Source organism: Sphingobacterium sp. UGAL515B_05, assembly GCF_033097525.1.
Lineage (GTDB): Bacteria > Bacteroidota > Bacteroidia > Sphingobacteriales > Sphingobacteriaceae > Sphingobacterium.
In genome coordinates this window covers 72,938-92,558 of sequence record NZ_CP109907.1, presented here as the reverse complement: position 1 = coordinate 92,558, position 19,621 = coordinate 72,938, and the positions used below count along the sequence as shown (strand labels likewise).

The window sequence follows — 19,621 nt, the reverse complement described above, 5'->3', positions numbered from 1 at the left end:
ATTAACGATAAAATTTGCTTTTTTTGTGCATTGAAGGAATTATTATTAAAAAATTACAATCTATTTTTAGGTTTTAGATTCTCCTTTTTCATTTTTAAAATCCGTATCTTCGTGCAATGGATAATTTTATTGTTTCTGCACGTAAATACCGCCCGATTACCTTTGATTCGGTTGTAGGTCAGCAACACATTACTGGTACCTTAAAGAATGCGATACACAACAATCAGTTGGCGCAGGCATTTTTGTTTTGTGGTCCCCGCGGTGTGGGGAAAACTACCTGTGCACGTATTTTAGCTAAAACAATAAATTGTGAAAATATCTTAGCAGGCACCGAACCTTGTGGCACATGTGATAGCTGTAAGTCTTTCCAAAATGGAAATTCTTTCAGTATTCATGAGCTGGATGCGGCATCCAATAATTCCGTAGACGATATACGTAACCTGATTGATCAAGTACGTATACCACCTCAGGCTGGAAAATATAAAATCTATATCATAGATGAGGTGCATATGCTTTCTCAAGCAGCTTTTAATGCCTTTTTGAAGACATTGGAAGAACCTCCTTCTTATGCAATTTTTATTTTAGCAACTACCGAAAAACATAAGATTTTACCTACTATTCTTTCACGCTGTCAGATTTTTGATTTTAACCGGATCAAAGTGGAGGATATGGCTAGTCATTTGGCCCGTATCGCTGACAGGGAAGGTATTGCTTATGATCAGGACGGATTGCATATCATTGCCCAAAAGGCCGATGGTGGCCTTCGGGATGCCTTGTCGATGTTCGATCAGATCGTCAGTTTTTCCAATAAAAATGTCACCTATCAAGCTGTAATCGATAATTTGAATATCTTGGATTACGATTATTATTTTAAGCTAACAGATGCTATTTTAACTGAGGATGCAGCACAAACTTTATTGATTTTCAATGAGATTTTAAATCACGGGTTTGATGGAAGTCATTTCATAGCCGGTCTGTCAGCTCATTTTAGAAATTTGCTGGTTGCTAGAGAGCCAGCTACGCTTAAATTATTGGAAGTTAGCAATAGTATTCGTCAAAAGTATCTACAGCAGTCTCAGAAAGCCTCTGCAGGATTTTTGTTATCCGCATTGAATATTTCCAATCAGTGTGAAATCAACTATAAGGCGAGTAAAAACCAGCGCTTACAGGTTGAACTTTCACTCCTCAAAACCTGCCATATTGCGAGTGCGATTAAATTGAGCCAGCTTGGATCCGTGCAGATTCCTTCGGCAACCGAGGGCCTAAAAAAAAAACTTCCTGAGCCAGTAGTTGGACAAGCGCAGCAAATCCCGGTAGTCACTACTCCGCAAGCGACTTCTCCAGCGAATGCTCCTGTCGTTGAAAACCATGTGACACCGCGTTCGCAAGCTAACCCCGTAAATTATCAGGCTTCCGAGACAAAGGAAGAAGTAAAAAAAGATAATGTTTCTAATGTCCCTCCCAAAGTGAAAAAAGGAGGGTGGGGGGCTTCCGCTTCGGCAATTATTCCATCTTTACCGGATTTAAATACCATATACGATAACAACGCGGTCGCGAAAGAAGGGGATGAACCAGAATTGATACGTGGGAGCGAACAACGTGATGTTTCATTCGGTCAATTTATTGCTGTTTGGAATAGTTATGCTGAACAGCTGAAAGCAGAAAACAAGATTAACTTGTATACCATGATGACGGCTATGCAACCGCGGTTAAATGGGGTATTGATTGAAATTGATGTCGAAAATGGTGTTCAGATGGATGTATTGCAAAGCGCAAAGGTTGATGTGCTGAACTACTTACGTGTGAAACTCCAGAATTTTTCGCTGGATCTGCAGGGGGTAATGATGGAACATACGATTTCACGCAAACCCTATACTTCCCAGGAGAAGTATCAAGCGATGGTCAACAAAAACCCGCTTTTAGATACTTTGCGGAAGGAGTTTAACTTGGGACTAAGCTAATTCAAGCACGCTAGTTGTTTTTTATTTTTGTACATTTGCAAACTCTTCCATGAAGAGGGAAATATTTAGTATTTATTATGCAAGGAAATTTTCAGAGACGTGATCGCGACCACGGGGAAAGACGTGAAGTGAATCAGATGGTATTTGGTATTCGTGCTGTCATCGAAGCAATCGATAGTGGTAAAGAGATCGAGTCATTATTTATACAACGCGGTTTGAGCGGCAGTTTGATTCTAGAATTGAAAGCCTTGTTAAAGGAACATAATATCGCTTCTCAACAGGTGCCAATTGAAAAATTAAACCGCATAACACGTAAAAATCATCAAGGTGTAATTGCGGTTATTTCTCCAATTACCTATAATGATATAGAAGAACTTCTCCCTCAGATTTATGAAAAAGGTGAAACTCCTTTACTTCTGATGTTGGATGGAGTGACAGATGTGCGCAATTTGGGTGCTATTGCACGTACAGCGGAATGTTCTGGAGTACATGCCATCATTGTCCCTAAAAAGGGGTCGGCTGAGGTCAACCCTGATGCGATTAAAACATCTGCTGGAGCACTCTATAAAATCCCTGTCTGTCGCCATGATAGCTTGTCCAAAGTTGGTAAATTTTTAATTGATTCAGGTGTGCAGTTAGTTGCCAGTACAGAAAAAACAACCTCGAGCATTTACGATGTGGATTATACAGCTCCAACCTGTGTGATTATGGGTGCGGAGGACGTTGGTGTTTCCAATGACCTAATCCGCATTGCCGACCACCTGGCCAAGATACCAATGTACGGTGAAATAAGTTCGTTAAATGTATCTGTATCGGCCGCAGTAGTGATCTATGAAGCGATTCGCCAACGGATTGTTAAAAAATAAAGAATATAATTTAGTTGATTACAAAAAAGCCTTTGTCAAAAACAAAGGCTTTTTTGTAGACTAGTTTTGATAAATCTCTTCAATCTCTCGTTCGTATCTCTGTAAGATAACTTTTCTTTTCATTTTTAACGTCGGTGTCAATTCACCGGTTTCAACTGTCATTTCGTCGGGGACTAGAATGAACTTCTTGATCTGTTCCCAATTGCCAAAATTTTGATTAATACGGTTGAGTTCCGATTCTATTTTCTGTTTCAGTTCTGGGCTATTTAGAAAATCTAGTCTAGAAAGATTGGCAAGGGTGGGAAAAGCACTTCTGGACCATTCTAGAAGATTATTATAGTTGGGAACAATCAACGCCGCAGGAAACTTACGGCCTTCTCCAAGTACCATAGCCTGTTCGATAAATGAAGATTCGACCAGTTTAGATTCGATCTGCTGCGGGACGATATATTTTCCTCCAGAAGTCTTGAACATCTCTTTCTTTCGGTCTATAATTTTGAGAAATTTACCGTCTACCCATTCACCAATATCTCCTGTGTACAACCAGCCATCTTTGATCGCTTCTGCTGTTGCCTCTGGATTTTTATAATAGCCAATCATATTATTCTCGCCTTTAGTCAATATTTCTCCATCGTCAGCAAGCTTTATTTCGATATGAATTAGCGGTAAGCCTACAGTACCAATTTTCATACCTCGTTTATAGCAGTTTACAGCGATACATGGTCCTGCCTCAGTGAGGCCATAACCTTCATATATTGGAATTCCTGCTGCCATATACAGACGGATTAATCTTTCCTGTAAAGCAGCACTTCCGGAGGCAATCCCTTTGATGTCGCCACCTAATGCTTCGCGCCATTTTGAAAAAACTAATTTACGGGCAATGTTCAGTTGAAAGTCATACCACCAGGTACGTCCCTCCAGTTTGTATTGTTCGCCGACGTTCAGGGACCAGAAGAATAGTTTCCGCTTGACTCCTGTTAACTGTTCTCCTGTAGCCATAATCTTTTCATAAACTTTCTCCAATACACGAGGTACAGCGGAAAAAATATGTGGTTTAACGGATTTAAAATCTTCACCTATCGTATCCATCGATTGAGCAAAGAAGATTGTCAAACCTTTGTACATATATACATATTGGAATACGCGTTCATAGGCATGACAAACCGGAAGAAAGGAGAGGGCACGATCACCTCGTTCGACAGGAAAGGAATATTCACTACTCAACGTATCTGCCAATAAATTTTTATGAGACAACATAACACCTTTGGGATTTCCTGTTGTGCCAGAGGTGTAAATGATGGATGCCAATGTATCGGTTTTTATACCATCACGTAGTTGGTTTAGCGTTTCATCTGTAATGATCTCACCCTTGGAGACGAAGTCATGCCAATGGTTTAAACCATCCTCTTTGTCTAGACTGTAAATAGCATTTAGTTGCGGACAATCATCTTGTATCGTTAATATCTTTGTGTATAGTGTCTTTGAACTGACAATACACTTCCTGATTTCGGCATGATTGAAGATATATGTGTAATCTAAGGTCGAAATATTAGGGTAAATGGCGACTACTACAGCTCCAATTTGTTGAATAGCAAAATCAAGGATATTCCACTCGATGCGGTTCTCACTAATTAATGCTACTTTCTCTCCCGGCTGAACGCCTAATGCGATCAAACCTTTAGATGTCTCGTTGACCTGTTCAATAAAATAAGTATTGCTTACTTTTACCCATTCGTTACCTTTTTTGAAAGAAAACATCGGGAAATCCGGAGCAATATTATATTGCAGGTATGCTAAATCAAATAATCTTGTTGCTACTATTGGCATGTTAGAAGTCCAGTTCGTATAATACAGCTAATTTAAGCTTTTTTATAGAGACTATTATATTGGCAGGAGATATTAGTGCCTGTACTGTTAGAAGGGGATATAAAAGAAAAGACTCTGGTAAATCAAGCTACGTGCTTTTATACCAGAGTCTTTAAACTCTTATTTTAAATACTAATGACTAGTATTTGCTTTTTGATTCTTTACGTTTTCCGGAGAAATCACGGAAGCCACCGCCATTGCTGCTACGCTCACCACGATCACGACGCTCACCACTGAATCCGCCTTCACGTCTTCCGCTGCGTTCGCCGCCACCATATCCACCTTCACGTCTTCCACCGCGATCACCACCACGGTATCCACCTTCACGTCTTCCGCCACGATCACCACCACGGCTTCTTCCGCCACGGTCGCTACGACCTTCTCCTCTAGCTTCACCAGATACTTCGATACGTACTTGACGACCATTGTAATCTACACCTTGGAATCCTTGGAATACTTTTTCTACTTCTGCATCTTGAACTTCGAAGAATGTGAACACACCTTTCAAATCAATTTTACCGATTGATTTTCCTGAAATATTCGCATTGTTACAGATAAAGCCTAACATGTCTCCACGAGAGAATTCATCGACAGAACCTAAGTTCATAAATAAACGCGTGTAGCCTTTTGAACCTTCACGTGAACGACCATCACGTCTATCACCGCGGTCTTCACGACCACCATCACGCGCTTCGATATTTAAATCAGGTGCATTTTTGTAATAATCCAAGAAACGGTTGAACTCAAGAGAAGCGAATCTTTTGATGATATCTTCTTTTGAAAGTGACTCCAAATTTTCCATAATTGCAGGCAAGAATGGGCTGATTTGTTCATCGTTTACTTCAACGTTTTCAATCTTTTTAACGATAGAAAATAATTGTTTTTCGCAAACTTCAGCACCTTGAGGTACTTGTTTTTTCTCAAAAGGTTTACCGATGATCTTTTCAAGATGACGGATTTTGCTTAGCTCTTTTACGTTTACCAAAGAAAGCGAAATACCAGTTTTACCTGCACGGGCTGTACGGCCTGAACGGTGTGTATAGTTTTCTGTTTCATCAGGTAAAGAGAAGTTGATAACGTGAGTTACATCACTTACATCAATACCACGAGCGGCTACGTCTGTTGCGATCAACAATTGTAAACTACGGTCACGGTAACGTTTCATTACTTTATCACGTTGTTGTTGGGACAAATCACCATGCAGTGAATCCGCATTGTAACCATCTTTGATCAACGCTTCAGCGATATCCTGTGTTTCGATTTTTGTACGACAAAATACGATACCAAAGATATCAGGGTTTGAATCCACAATACGTTTGAACGCAGCATATTTATCTTTTGCTTTGATCAAATAATAGTGGTGTTCAATGTTGGCGTTACCGGTGTTTTTTGTTCCTACAGTAAGCTCAACTGGATCGGTCATATAATTCTTTGCGATACGACGTACTTCAGAAGGCATTGTCGCCGAAAATAACCAAGTTTTTTTCTCGTCAGGAGTTTCTGACAAAATGTTGTTGATGTCTTCTTTGAAGCCCATATTGAGCATCTCATCCGCTTCATCCAATACAACATATTTTACATTTGAAAAATCAATCGCATTTCTGCCGATGATATCCAACATACGACCTGGGGTCGCTACTACAATTTGCACTCCACGTCTAATTTGACGTAGCTGGTCTGAGATATTTGCACCTCCATATACAGCAACAACATGTACGTTGTCAACGTATTTAGCAAATTTTTCTAAATCTTTTGAGATTTGTAAACATAATTCCCGAGTAGGGCAAAGGATTAATGCCTGTGGGTGTTTTTGAGAAAAGTCTAATTGCTCTAATAATGGAAGACCAAATGCCGCGGTCTTTCCTGTGCCAGTTTGGGCTAATCCGACAAAATCGTCGTTACCAGTCAATAAAACAGGAATGGCTTTTTCCTGAATTTCAGAAGGTTTTTCGAAACCTAATTCTGAGATGGCATTAACAACTTCCTCACGGATTCCCAGTTCTAAAAATGGGTTCATGAAATATTTTATACAATAGGCACTATTGCCTAAGGCGATGCAAAGATAAGAATAATATTGGAATAAACAAATAATTTAAATAATTGATTTTTAAGGGAATCTGATTCTTTTATACCAGGTGATAATAAATTGAGCGCTGTTATATAGATTTAGCTCACTTTGAAAAGTATTATTTCGAATGTGAAACTATTTTATATACCTACAGTTTCTTTATTCATTTATTAATAGAAACTTAATATTTCAACCTTAATTTTGGTATTAGCATGAATCAAGGACCAGTTGTACATCAGCGTTGGCTACAAGCTATTAAAGAGTTTAACGATACTTCTGCTTATGAGGAATTGTATCGCTATTGCTGGAAAGATCTTTATCAGCACGCTGCCCGTCGGATCCTAGACCGACAGGATGTGGAGGATATTCTACAGGAGCTGTTTGTGCAGTTTTGGGAAAGGCGGCATACAATCGACATCCAAATGAACCTCCAGGCCTATTTGAAAGGAATGCTCAAATATAAAATTATAGACTTTTTTAATTCCAATAAAGCCAAAGACAGATTGTTGGAGCACTGGAGTAAGCATATATTCGACTATGTGCAGCAACACCCAGAGGATCTCAACACGTATTTAGCCCTTGAGAAGTTGTTGGAGGAAGAGCTGGAAATTATGCCACAGAATATGCGGCAAGCGCTTTTATTAAAATGGGAACATTTATCCATTCGAGAGATAGCCATGCGTATGGGGCTGTCTGAGCAAACGGTCAAAAATAATCTTACGGAAGCATCCAAACGACTACGGAAAGCTATTTTGGGCTATCAACATGTTCAAAACGGTAGTTTTAGCCTTCTTTTGGTCTTTATGATAGACGAGCTCACTAAGTAGCTTACCCACCTTGCCACATTCCTATTTTCTGAACTTTGATCCTTTAACAATTCTTTCATACAACATTAACTATTTCTTGAAGTACTTTGGGGCTTTTTTGCGGACTTGTATATAAACAGCAGGCATAAAAAGTGAAAAGAAAAATTTTTGAATCCTTAATCTATAGATACCAGCATAATAATGCGAACAAGGCTGAGAGGACCCTGATTGATCGCTGGTATGATACGCTTGATCGGGAAGAACTTTCTGAAGGGGAGGTAGATGAGGTTCGATTATGGAATAATATACAGCAACGTATTGGAAGTACTGCGTCTAAAAAATCAGTGGGTCGGAGCATAATCTACTGGAGCGGAGCGGTTGCGGCAAGTCTACTGTTATGTGTTGGCGTTTTATTTTGGACAAAACAGCATGATCTGAATTTCTCCCAAAGAGAAGCGAATTTAAAACCTGGTTACCGGATTTTTGAAACAGGGGCCTCACAACGTAAGCGGATATTTTTGGCCGACGGATCAACCGTTGTAATGAACGCATATTCCAAAATTAAATTGGATACCGTCTCTTACAATAGGCGTGATCGAGTTGTGGAGCTTATGGCTGGAGAGGCCTATTTTGAGATTAAGAAAGATTCCTCAAAAGCTTTTGTGGTGAATGCCCGACAAATACAGACAAGGGTGCTGGGGACCTCCTTTACCGTGAAAAACTATGCGGAATTGGATGATATATCGGTGTCCGTATTTACAGGTAAAGTGCAGGTTACTGCCAATAACAATCCGCTGGGTGTACTGACCCGCGGTGAACAGATCCGTTATACCAAAAATAACCACAATAGTCATCAGGAGACTTTTGATCTGACGACACGGAATAGCTGGATTGAGGGAAGAGTTTATCTTAAGCAAAGCAGTTTTGCAGAATTGGCACTGGCGGTCAAAAGTATCTATGATGTGGATATTAAAACTGACGATCAGCGGATTGCTCAACAACGGTATAGTATGCCGATATCAAAGCAGCTGTCCTGGACGGCAACCCTGGAAAGTATCAAAGCAATTCATCACAACAAATCAAGGAAGGAGGGCAGGATAGTGCATATTTACTAATTCGGGGATAAAAAAAAGAGAGCTGACGACGGCCATCGTCAACTCTGCGTCATGTACCATTTGGAGATGGTATAAATAACATATACAACAACTTAAGAGATATTATATACACATACAAATTTATGAAATTTAAGCAATACGTTACGCAAAACGATATTAAGTTTATGATAAGGACATCGTTGGTAGGTCTATTTCTTTCGATCGTGTCGGCCGAAATGCTCTTAGCTTCGGGCGCATACGGGCAGTTACTCGATAAAAAGATTACAGTTTCTTTTAGTGAATCTAATATTCCGGCGGCTTTCGAACGTTTGGAATCCCAAAATATACATATCGCTTTCGATGCAGCGAAATATAATCTGGCAGAGAAAAAGGTAAATGCCAAAATTTTTAAAAGTAATAGTGTCCGCGATGTCATGCGTTATCTGCTCAGGGAGACTGACCTGATGGCTCATGACAACAGTGTCTATATTACATTAGTCGAAAAACCGGTACAGCAGAATGGGTATATTTCAGGTAAAGTTATTGATGATCGCGGTCAACCTTTGGCTAATGCCAGCATCAAACTGATCGGTACCAATAAATCAACACAGAGCGGTATCGATGGGAGCTATCTTTTGAATGCTGAACCGGGAACCTACATATTGGAAGTCAGTTACCTCTCTTACAAGACCCAACGTGTTGAAGGGGTCAAAATAGAGGCCGGACAACGGACAGGGTTAAACATTGCCATGAAGGCGCAGGTAAATGCGCTAGAGACGGCAGTTGTCAATGTATCGTTTAAAAAAGCTTCCGTAGCCGGTCTTTATGCGGCGCAAAAAAACGCAGCGTCGGTGACGGACGGAATATCCGCCGAACAGATCGCCCGTACACCGGACAATGATATGGGGCAGGTTTTAAAACGTGTTACCGGATTGACCACTGTTAATAACCGGAACGTTATTGTGCGGGGGATGTCCGACCGCTACAATCAGGCCATGTTGGACGGTGTGGTGATTCCGAGTACTTCGCAGAATAGACGGGATTTTTCCTTTGATATTATACCGACAGAAATGGTGAGCTCGGTGGTGGTCAATAAAACGGCAACACCGGATGTATCCGCTGAATTTTCGGGCGGACAGGTTTCGGTGAATACGATAGATATTCCAGAAGAGAATTTTACAACAATACAAATTGGATCAGGAAGTAATAGTCAAACTTTGGGAAAAAATTTTTACCGACTTGGAAAACGACATACAAGTGAATATTTCGGTTTCTTTGACAAATCGTCAAAAATGCCCGATGGAATAAAAACCTGGCAATGGAATAGCAGGTCTTTACTATTAGATGCGCCTCCGGGTTATATTTTGACAGACGAGGAATTAAATAATACCCCTTTAAATCCAACTGAATTTGGCGATGCCGTGAAGTACAACGATTTGGACGCTATCGCACAATCCAAACGCTTTAACAGTGACGCAATGAAGCAATATAAATATAAAGCTCTCCCTAATCAGAATATGCGTTTTTCGCTTGGTCGCTTGTATCAGTTAAATAACGGAAATCGATTCGGCTTTGCTGCTTCGGTAAACTTTAGAAACGAGCAGAATATTGTAGCGTTTAATAATACGAGGGGGTCTGCATTAATTGGAACGCACTATATAGATAGTACCGGTATCGGAGACAACGGTGCCGGCACCTCTTATCGCTTTAACAGTAACGCTGGATTGGTTGCAAATATGGGGTATCAAGCGGATGGATTTAAAGTTTCTTTACGAAATATGTATGCACGTACGTATGCAAATAATTACAATGAAAGTATTCGAAAAGTATACACTGACCCTGATAAAAAAGCAAATAGGCTTACGTATCAATTACCTGAAGCGATGTCGTTGCAGCAACATCAGTTGATCGGAGAGTATCAGATGCCCTGGCAGGTAAAAGCGGAGGGAATGTTTACCATCAATAAGATTAAACAGCAAATTTTAGATGAACGAAAGCTCTCCTATAGAATAACGACCACGATAGATGATCAACCCTATTTTCAAACACCTAATTTATTGACAACTGCTGGATTTTCTAATAAAGGGGCGGTAACTGATTGGCGAATGTGGACTAGTATAGATGAGACCGATTATAATTGGAGCGCTGCATTTTCTCGGAAATTTCAACGCGGGACAGGAGTATCAACTCTTGTCAAATTAGGTTATCAGGCTTGGGTCAAAAAAAGAACATTGGATTTGTTTAAATTTTTACCTATGACACGATCGACCTTGGTTGGCAATGTTAGCGTACCTGCTCCTCCAATTGAGTCGAGTTATGATAGACTATTTTCAAACGAAAATATTGGAAATGGAGATGGGCAAGCATACTATTATGCCGAAGGTCTTGGCGGCAGGTATTATAATGGAAAAATGAGTTCCCATGCACTTTTCTTAATGGCTGATCAAAAGCTATGGCAAAAATTGCGGTTGGTGTACGGTGTAAGGGCTGAATATTTTAATCTTAATAGTAGACAGGAGGAGCTGTATAAAAGAAAGTATCAAAAGGGGGATACAAATGGTGCTGAAGCCTATGAACTTGGTGTAAAAGAAAATAACTGGCGGTTTTTACCATCTATTAATGCCACGTTTAACTTAACTAATACATTCAATATTCGAGGAAGTTATGCGCGTACAGTAATTCGTCCGGATTTTAGAGAGGTAGGTATGTTTGCGATGTATGATTTTGAATTAGACGGTTATGTATCGGGCGAACAAGTGCAGAGTACTTTGATTGATAATTTGGATATGCGTTTTGAATGGTACCCGTCTTCAGGTGAAATAATATCCCTAACGGGCTATTATAAGTATTTAGACAAGCCAATAGAGCTAGTACATCGGGGAGACGATAAGCGGAATTATACTTTTGCAAATATGGAATCTGCAAAGAATTTAGGGCTAGAATTGGAAATTCGAAAAAACTTTGCATTTATAGGTGATCAGGAATGGCTAAAAGATCTATTTGTATCAGCTAATGGCACGCTTTTGAAATCTAAAGTCAATGTGTTATCCCATTGGGAAACTATTGATGGCGCCACACCCGATGGACCTAAACGTCGCCAGTCGCGTTATCCGGGGCAAGATAGACCTTTGATGGGACAATCGCCATGGTTGTTAAACCTAGGATTTGGTTATTGGGGCAATTATTTCGGAATTACGACAAGTTATAACCATAGGGGGTACCGGACAAATATCGGAAATTTTAACCTTTCAGCAGTTGAATATGAATTGGCACCAAAGCAGTTGGATGCACAATTTTATGCGCGTTTTTTAAATAAAAAAATGGAAGTAAAACTTAATTTGGCTAATCTGCTTGATGATTGGACCCGCTATTATGAAAATACTGAAGGATTTACGACTGCCAATGATCCGCAGACAGGTGACTATGTTACCACAAAAGTAAAAGGAGATAATAAATATAATAAAACGGATGGGGATATAATAACCTATCGTAAAAAAGATGGAAGAAGATTTAATCTTTCAGTTACCTATAATTTTTAAAAAATAAGTTCTAAATCAATTAAAGAAATGAACTTCACCTGCGTACGGTGACGGTAGTACTACATACAAAGGTGCATTTCATCCTTCAACCTCCGTGGACTGTTGGTTGGACTCAATTCGCACCAAAAACTTATTAAAAGAATTTAAAAGTAAAAAAAATACCTGCGCGAGGCAGTTTCATATCACTCCTAAATAATGTAAAAGAGTTCCGGGCTTGTCCAAGTCGCACAACAGGGAAGGAAAATAGAAAAATACAGAAAACGGGTGATTGAAAACAACTATGCAACCTTATGAAATGCTATCCCATAGGGATGCATAGTCTAAAAAATGATCTTGTGATGGCAAAACTAGTAATTATTTAACACAAAATGAAAAAAATCTTAACAGTAGCAAGCGTATGCGCAATCGCATTAGCTTCTTGTAACAAAGACAACGTAGGACCTAATTCAGATTTGAATGCTGGTTTGCCAAACAAACCTCAGGCAACGATCCCAACAGATGCTGCCGGTATTATTACTAAAACTACGCTTTCTGCAGATACCGTATGGAAAATTGATGGAGTTGCTTTCGTAAAACCGGGTGCGACATTGACGATTCAAGCGGGTACTTACATTACTTCTGGTGTAACTAAAGCATACAATGACCAAATCACCGGAATAACTCAAAATATCAAAGGCGTTTTGGTTGTACCTAAAACAGCGAAATTAATCGCTAACGGTACTGCTTCAGCACCAATCGTATTCACTTCTCCAAATGCGGCAGGATCTCGTAACCCTGGTGATTTCGGAGGTGTCGTATTGTTGGGTAGTGCAACTACTAATCAAGCTGCCACACGGAGAATCGAAGGGATTCCTCAACCTGTGGGTGTAGATGTTACTTATGGAGGTACAAACGCTGCAGATAATTCAGGCTCATTGAAATATGTACGTATTGAATTTGCAGGTTACAACTTAACTGCTGACAATGAGATCAACGGACTAACTTTAGGTGGTGTTGGTACTGGTACCACCTTGGAAAATATTCAGGTATCTTGGGGTAAAGATGATGGTTTTGAGTTCTTTGGCGGTACTGTAAATGCGAAATACCTGGTAGCCTTATCGAATGACGATGATGACTTTGATTTCGATCATGGATACACCGGAACAATTCAGTATGCCTTATCACTAAAGGATCCTAATTCAACAAATAGCACATCAAGTGGTAGCTCGGATTCAAACGGTTTGGAATCGGATAACGAAGGTACAGCGCCATATGCAGCGACACCTAAGACTCGCCCAGTATTGAAAAATTTTACATTCCTGGGAATTAAGGATGCTACTGTTGCTGGTACAAAACTGAAATTTGGTAACCGTTGGAGAAGAGCTTCACAGTATGATATTCAAAATTCGATTATCGCTGGTTATGCAACAGGTGCAGCATTTCAGGATGGTGCAACAGGTACTTTTACAGGTAATGTTGTACATGCTTATACTGCGGCATTCAGTGGTGCAACACCAACAGGAAACCAAACAAATGTGTCAACAGATGCAACGACATATTTGAATTTAGCAGGAGCTGGAAATATTTTTTATCCAACAACATCTACATTTAATCCTGCTTTTTTAAGACCATTGTCAACTTCACCTGCATATGGTGATGGAAGTACAACTTATAAAGGTGCATTTCATCCGACAACTGCTCCTTGGACTGCAAACTGGACTCAATTTGCTCCAAAAACTTATTAACATTGATTATTTAATTGAGTGAGCCATGCAATGGCTCACTTCTTTATCCTTTATAGATGATTAAAAAATTATTTCTCTGTTTTATAGCCCTTTGGGTTGGATCGCTATTGTCTTCGTGTCAAAAAGGTGAACCTATTGTAGAAACTGAAGAACTAGCCCGGATTGCTTTTAGATCCTATAGCACTGCGTCGGTGGATGTAAAAAGAGTAACGATAGATGGAAAAGTTGCTAATCCAAGCGATGCTAATTTTATTTTTCTACGAAATAAAGATGCCGATTCTTCATCGGTCGTTGCATATAATAGTAATGATCAGGTCGTCCTGGAGCAACGGCTTCCGCTCAAATCAGGATTAAACACCTTTGGTGTACATAGTAAAAGTCCCATTGATCCGTCACTCGTTGTCGGGCCAAATCCCTTAGGAGATGATGTCGAATCGATTCCGGGTGTGAGGCAAGTAAAGATCTTAAATTATAATAAAACAATTTCACCTAATGGTGAGCCAATTCGATTGGCGGTTTATCAAGGTAAGCCTGTCTATGATGAAAGTTGGGGAATGGATATGGTCAAGTATGACGAAAATCCAATCCTGATTACCGACTTGATATCAGATAAAATTCCCGAAGAATTTATCAAAATACCGATTGACGCTACTTTTGTGCCAAAGGCGCAGGTATTAGATAAGGATTTAAAACCGATTCTTAAAGATGGACAAAAAGTCTTTTTGTTTTTTAATTTTTCGGTAGATATCGGTATTGTATATCTCCCTCAAAAAGAATCCGATGCATATTTTGATGTTGATGCATTCTCAGAAATTGGAGGGATAGGCTATGGTTTGGATAATATCTGGCTACAGAAATAAAACGCATTACAAAACAAGCACAGATACCCGTCAACACTTATATCAATGGTAAGCCATTAATTCAAAAAAATAGTCACTATGAAAGGCATCAATGCTATAAAACATCGCAATTTATTTGCTATCTCCCTGAAAATTCAGGGAGATGTAGATCGTTCCGTTGATGCGGCTGCGCTGTTAGCCTTACGGAATGAAATGGCGGAGCTGAATGAACTTTATCGGCAATATTTGGAACTGTTGCAGCAGCTGGAAGACATCGTGCAGGACTATGAATCGAAGGAACGAACCATTCGTTCGAAAATTTTGTCTCCTTCTCTTCGCAAATTAGCCAAAAATGGACAGATTGGAGCCGATCTACGTATGATCATCACCTCATTAAATTCTTGTGCACACTGATAAAATTATTTTCCGGTCTTATCCGCTGTACTTACTTCGATGGGTATTACCTGATACGTACTTCCTCTATATTTTGGGGATAAAATGTTCGTCTTTTCTGTTGTATTGACAGTGCCCTTGACTCTGGTGTTTTTATCGCTAATTGTTCGTAACACTTCCCGGATCAATGGATCTCTGGTGTCACCTATTGGGGGCAACGGTAAAAAGGCAAACTCGTCGATCTTGATAGAAGGAGTAATTCCGTTGCTATAACCTCCTTGTCCCATTTTATTGTATATTTTATAGATCATGGGAATCAAATGCCAAGCACGTTCAGTGCCATGAATTTCCTCAGGTGTAGATAGCGTGGTCGATGCCATATCTTTTCCATAGGTTTTATCGCCGACTTGAATGATATCTATATAAGGCTTCAATCCATTGATTAACATTTCAGACGCAGAGGCCGTGTTTGGCCCTGTGAGGATATAAATTCTTTTTAAATGTAAACCTTGTTTTAGAACATCTTTTGCTGAAAATGAATAGCCATCGGGCTGACCTTGCAGTGCTGCTGCGAAGCTGTCTTCTCTATTTTTGATATTTTTGTTGCCTTGGTATTTGGCAAAAATGTCGTTTTCCTTGATGTCTGCCAATAAGAGTGCGCAAAATGAGGTGAAAGCAACCTGTCCACCGGGGTTATAACGTAAATCGACAATAAGTTCTTGTATCTGTTGGGACTTGAAATTTTGGACCGCTTCCAATAATGAATATGCCCCACTAAAGTCAAATTGACTTAAAAACATATAGCCTACCGTGGGGGAGGAGGAGATGAGTTTAGCGGTATAGAGGACGGGCTGCGAAATATAAGAAGCAGGCAGATGAAATATTTTGCCATCGTTTCGCGTCAAATGCACTGCCGGCAAAAGCAAAGATTTGCTTAGTAGCGATTTCAGGTTGCTGTGGTCGAAAGGCTCGTTGTTGATGTGGCTTATGCTGTCTCCCCGTTTGAGTCCCATTAAATCCCCTTCGCTGAAGGGAACAACCTGGGTGATCAGTTGGATGGTTTTACCGGTTGTTTGGAGTTGTACCATATCGAACCCAAAAGTGTTCGTCAGGGTATTGCCATAGGTGTCGCTGTTAAGTGTCTGTAATATGCTTGAATAATGGTCATCTGGAAATAAGATGCTTTTGAAAAATAGGTCTGGAGATTGTTGGTAATCATTTGTTTGTGTGATTTGATCGTTCCAGTAATAATAGTGCCGCATTTGTGCCATTGTCCATTCATTGATCGCTTCATTTGATCCTGGTTCCTTCAGTGGTGGATCCTTTTCACAAGAGGAAAAGATTAACGAAAAGAAAGTCAACACAAGAGCATGGGGTCTACGCATTTTTTTAATTTTGCTTTATTAAAAATACGTATTATGTTGTTTGTTCGGAAGTTATCTTTTTGTTGCTCAAATGTTTATTTACTTTAAATAGGGAGAGCTTTTTACGTTTACCTTACCAACGAATAAGATTTCGATAAGAAAAGGAGTAATAAAAAAGGCATCACCGTGAAGTGATGCCTTTGGCTTGTATAGATCAAAAAATATCGATTAATAAAGCGTGAACTCTACGCGACGGTTTTGTTGACGACCATCAGCGGTTTTGTTTGATGCGATCGGTTGGTCAGGACCATAACCTGTCGCTTCAATACGCGATGCATTAGCACCCTGAGATACCAAATAGGCTTTCACCGATTCAGCACGTTCTTTTGATAAACGCATGTTCAATTCACGAGAACCTGTATTGTCCGTATGACCTGCTAATTTTAAACTGAAGTTTTTCTCGATTAACAGTTCAGCTACTTTATTCAATGTCGCGTATGACGTAGGACGTATGGTTGCTTTTCCTAAATCGAACTCCAAGTTTTTGATTGCGTCAGCAACAACTTTTCGGTCAGCCTCTGTTACAACAACCTTTTCAACCACTCTTGTTTCGTTTTTAACAACAATTGGACATCCTGCACCGTCTACCTGAACACCTGAAGGTGTGCCTGGGCATTTGTCATATTTGTTAGCTACACCATCACCATCATCATCTTTCAGGTCACTGTTTAGCCCGTCCAATTGATTTTGTAGTGCTTGGTTTTTAGCATTTAAAGCATCATTTTGTGCTTTAAGATCATCGTATTTCAATGTGTAGTCGTTTACTAAGGTCGCGACAGGATTTGAATTGTTCAAAGCAGGTTTGCTACCATTACCCAGTGCAAATTCTAAGCCACCATGGATGTAAGTAAACAAGTCATTCTTATATTGGCCACCTTGAATACCGTCAAAGTTTTGGTTAACCCAATTTAACTGATAACCCAACTCGAAGTTGATCCCTTTGGCAACAGCAAATTTAAGTCCCATGTCCAATGGTACGTAAATTTTAGAAATACCATCCGCTTCTTGGGAAGTTGATCCTGTTGTCAACGTAGTTTTGCTGTTCATCACCCCAACACCGATAGATGCATAAGGCTTGATAAAACTGTTGAAGAATCTCCAGTTCGTATTAGCCGCTTGGAATTCTCCTGACAATGCAGCAGACCATGGTGTTTTAGCCTCAAAAGATTGTGATCCATCTTTAAATGCACCACCTGTTTTACCGCCAAAGTAACTCGCTTTAATGCCGAAAGAAGGAGAGATTTGCTTTTTAATATAAGCACTATACCCCAAGTTCCATGCTAAGTCATCGTATCCTTCACGATTAAAACCAGCAATGTTAGTTTGGTTTGTCACTCCGGCACCGACACCAATAGACCATGTTCTGTATTGTGTAGCTGGTCCAAATGGAGTTGTTCCCTCAATGGATGATACCTTTGCATTTTGAGCAATTGCATTATTGGCAAATAAGCCCGCTGATGCTAGAGCAAGTACTAATTGTAATTTTAGTTTCATATAATTTGTGTTTGTATAAACCGATGCAAAAGTAATAAGTTAAAAATTAAATTCACGATAGGTTTGTAGTTGAAATATGACATTTGGTAAATAAAAAGGTGTTTCTGTTTAAAAAACACCTTTTTATTAGTGTAATTTGTTAGTTATTAGTAAAGTGTAAATTCAACACGGCGATTCTGTTGGCGGCCCGCTGCATTTTTATTGGATGCAATTGGTTGGTCTGGACCATATCCAGTTGCTTCAATACGCGACGCATTAGCACCCTGAGATACTAAATATGCTTTTACAGACTCTGCACGCTCTTTAGATAAACGCATATTTAATTCGCGTGAACCTGTATTGTCGGTGTGACCTGCGAGTTTTAAACTAAAATTCTTCTCGATCAATAATGCAGCAACTTTATTCAATGTTGCATACGAAGTGGAGCGAATCGTTGCTTTACCTAAATCGAATTCTAAGTTTTTGATCGCTTCAGCAACAACTTTTCGATCTGCGTCAGTAACCACAACTTTTTCAACAACTTTGGTTTCGTTTTTCACAACAATTGGACAACCTGATCCGTCCACCTGAACACCTGAAGGTGTACCCGGACATTTATCATATTTGTTGGCAACACCATCACCGTCGTCATCTTTTAGATCATTGTTTAGACCATCTAATTGACCTTGCAAAGCTTGGTTTTTAGCATTCAATGCATCATTTTGAGCTTTCAGATCATCGTATTTTACGGTATAGTCATTCACAAGGGTTGCGACAGGATTCGAATTATTCAATGCAGGCTTGCTGCTGCTGCCCAATGCGAATTCTAAGCCGGCATGTGCGTAAGTAAATAAGTCATTTTTGTATTGTTGTGGCGGAGTTGTATTGTAACGATTGTCAAATCGTTGGTTCGCCCAATTCAATTGGTACCCCAATTCAAAGTTGATGCCTTTGGCAACAGCGAATTTTAAACCAAAATCTGCCGGTACAAAGATTTTGGAATAGGAATCTCCATATTCACCTTTGTTACCACCAGCGATTGCAGCAGTTTCAGCGTTCATTACCCCAACACCAATCGATGCATAAGGTTTAATAAAACTATTGAAAAATCTCCAATTCGTGTTGGCTGCTAAAAACTCACCAGATAAGGCAACTGACCAAGGAGTTTTGGTTTCGAATCCCGTTTGCTTGTCACTGTTATCATAACCAGCTGTCTTTCCGCCAAAATAAGTTGCTTTTAATCCGAACGATGGTGAGATCTGTTTCTTGATATAAGCACTATACCCTAGATTCCAATCCAGTTTATCATAACCACCGTTGTTAAATTTGGCGATATTTTGCAAGCTTGTTACGCCGGCTCCTACACCGATAGACCAGGTTCTATATTGTGTTGCTGAACCAAACGGTGTTGTGCCTTCAATAGATGCTTCTTTTGTGCTTTGCGCAAAGGATGCGGTGGATAAAATTCCTGCCGCAACAAGTAATCCTGATTTTTTAAGGCTAATTTTCATAATGCGTGTTTGTAAAATTATCTACTATAATACTGTTGTTAAATTAACTCACTGAAC

13 protein-coding genes are annotated in these 19,621 nt (G+C 39.7%); 8 read left to right on the top strand and 5 right to left on the bottom strand.

Going from position 1 to position 19,621, the window contains the following annotated elements; translation table 11 throughout:
- The first annotated feature begins 116 nt into the window (after window positions 1-116).
- Entirely contained in the window at window positions 117-1,961 is a 1,845-nt protein-coding gene (locus tag OK025_RS00355; RefSeq protein WP_317667843.1) for a DNA polymerase III subunit gamma/tau, read from the top strand.
- Window positions 1,962-2,038: 77 nt separating this feature from the next.
- Window positions 2,039-2,827 carry a 23S rRNA (guanosine(2251)-2'-O)-methyltransferase RlmB gene (gene rlmB, locus OK025_RS00350; RefSeq protein ID WP_317667842.1) on the top strand — a complete coding sequence of 263 codons (789 nt, stop codon included), beginning with the start codon at window positions 2,039-2,041 and terminating at the stop codon, window positions 2,825-2,827.
- Window positions 2,828-2,887: 60 nt separating this feature from the next.
- Here the strand turns inward: rlmB and OK025_RS00345 are convergent, their stop codons facing one another.
- Together OK025_RS00345 and OK025_RS00340 are read right to left on the bottom strand one after the other, a co-directional pair.
- Complete coding sequence (locus tag OK025_RS00345; RefSeq protein ID WP_317667841.1) at window positions 2,888-4,654, bottom strand: long-chain fatty acid--CoA ligase; 1,767 nt, start codon at window positions 4,652-4,654, stop codon at window positions 2,888-2,890.
- 178 nt (window positions 4,655-4,832) lie between these two features.
- Window positions 4,833-6,710: a DEAD/DEAH box helicase gene (locus OK025_RS00340; RefSeq protein ID WP_075991675.1), complete on the bottom strand. Its 1,878-nt coding sequence runs from the start codon at window positions 6,708-6,710 to the stop codon at window positions 4,833-4,835.
- Between the two features lie 263 nt (window positions 6,711-6,973).
- On the opposite strand from OK025_RS00340, the gene OK025_RS00335 reads away from it, so the two are divergent.
- The 6 genes from OK025_RS00335 (at window position 6,974) to OK025_RS00310 (ending at window position 15,177) form a co-directional block, all read left to right on the top strand.
- Window positions 6,974-7,588 carry an RNA polymerase sigma factor gene (locus tag OK025_RS00335; protein ID WP_317667840.1) on the top strand — a complete coding sequence of 205 codons (615 nt, stop codon included), beginning with the start codon at window positions 6,974-6,976 and terminating at the stop codon, window positions 7,586-7,588.
- A gap of 131 nt (window positions 7,589-7,719) precedes the next feature.
- Entirely contained in the window at window positions 7,720-8,682 is a 963-nt protein-coding gene (locus OK025_RS00330) for a FecR family protein (RefSeq protein ID WP_317667839.1), read from the top strand.
- 164 nt (window positions 8,683-8,846) lie between these two features.
- Complete coding sequence (locus OK025_RS00325) at window positions 8,847-12,200, top strand: TonB-dependent receptor (protein WP_317667838.1); 3,354 nt, start codon at window positions 8,847-8,849, stop codon at window positions 12,198-12,200.
- 368 nt (window positions 12,201-12,568) lie between these two features.
- On the top strand, window positions 12,569-13,924 hold the full coding sequence (locus tag OK025_RS00320) for a hypothetical protein (RefSeq protein ID WP_317667837.1): 1,356 nt from the start codon (window positions 12,569-12,571) through the stop codon (window positions 13,922-13,924).
- Window positions 13,925-13,980: 56 nt separating this feature from the next.
- Window positions 13,981-14,784 carry a hypothetical protein gene (locus OK025_RS00315; protein WP_317667836.1) on the top strand — a complete coding sequence of 268 codons (804 nt, stop codon included), beginning with the start codon at window positions 13,981-13,983 and terminating at the stop codon, window positions 14,782-14,784.
- 78 nt (window positions 14,785-14,862) lie between these two features.
- On the top strand, window positions 14,863-15,177 hold the full coding sequence (locus tag OK025_RS00310; protein WP_317667835.1) for a hypothetical protein: 315 nt from the start codon (window positions 14,863-14,865) through the stop codon (window positions 15,175-15,177).
- Window positions 15,178-15,182: 5 nt separating this feature from the next.
- Here the strand turns inward: OK025_RS00310 and OK025_RS00305 are convergent, their stop codons facing one another.
- From OK025_RS00305 to OK025_RS00295, 3 genes are all read right to left on the bottom strand, one after another.
- Window positions 15,183-16,541, bottom strand: coding sequence for a S41 family peptidase (locus OK025_RS00305; RefSeq protein ID WP_317667834.1), 1,359 nt, complete (start codon window positions 16,539-16,541; stop codon window positions 15,183-15,185).
- A gap of 207 nt (window positions 16,542-16,748) precedes the next feature.
- The gene (locus tag OK025_RS00300) at window positions 16,749-18,074 is read right to left on the bottom strand and encodes an OmpA family protein (RefSeq protein WP_317667833.1); all 1,326 of its coding nucleotides are present in this window, start codon (window positions 18,072-18,074) and stop codon (window positions 16,749-16,751) included.
- A 146-nt stretch (window positions 18,075-18,220) separates the two neighbouring features.
- Window positions 18,221-19,564 carry an OmpA family protein gene (locus OK025_RS00295; protein WP_317667832.1) on the bottom strand — a complete coding sequence of 448 codons (1,344 nt, stop codon included), beginning with the start codon at window positions 19,562-19,564 and terminating at the stop codon, window positions 18,221-18,223.
- Window positions 19,565-19,621: the final 57 nt, after the last annotated feature.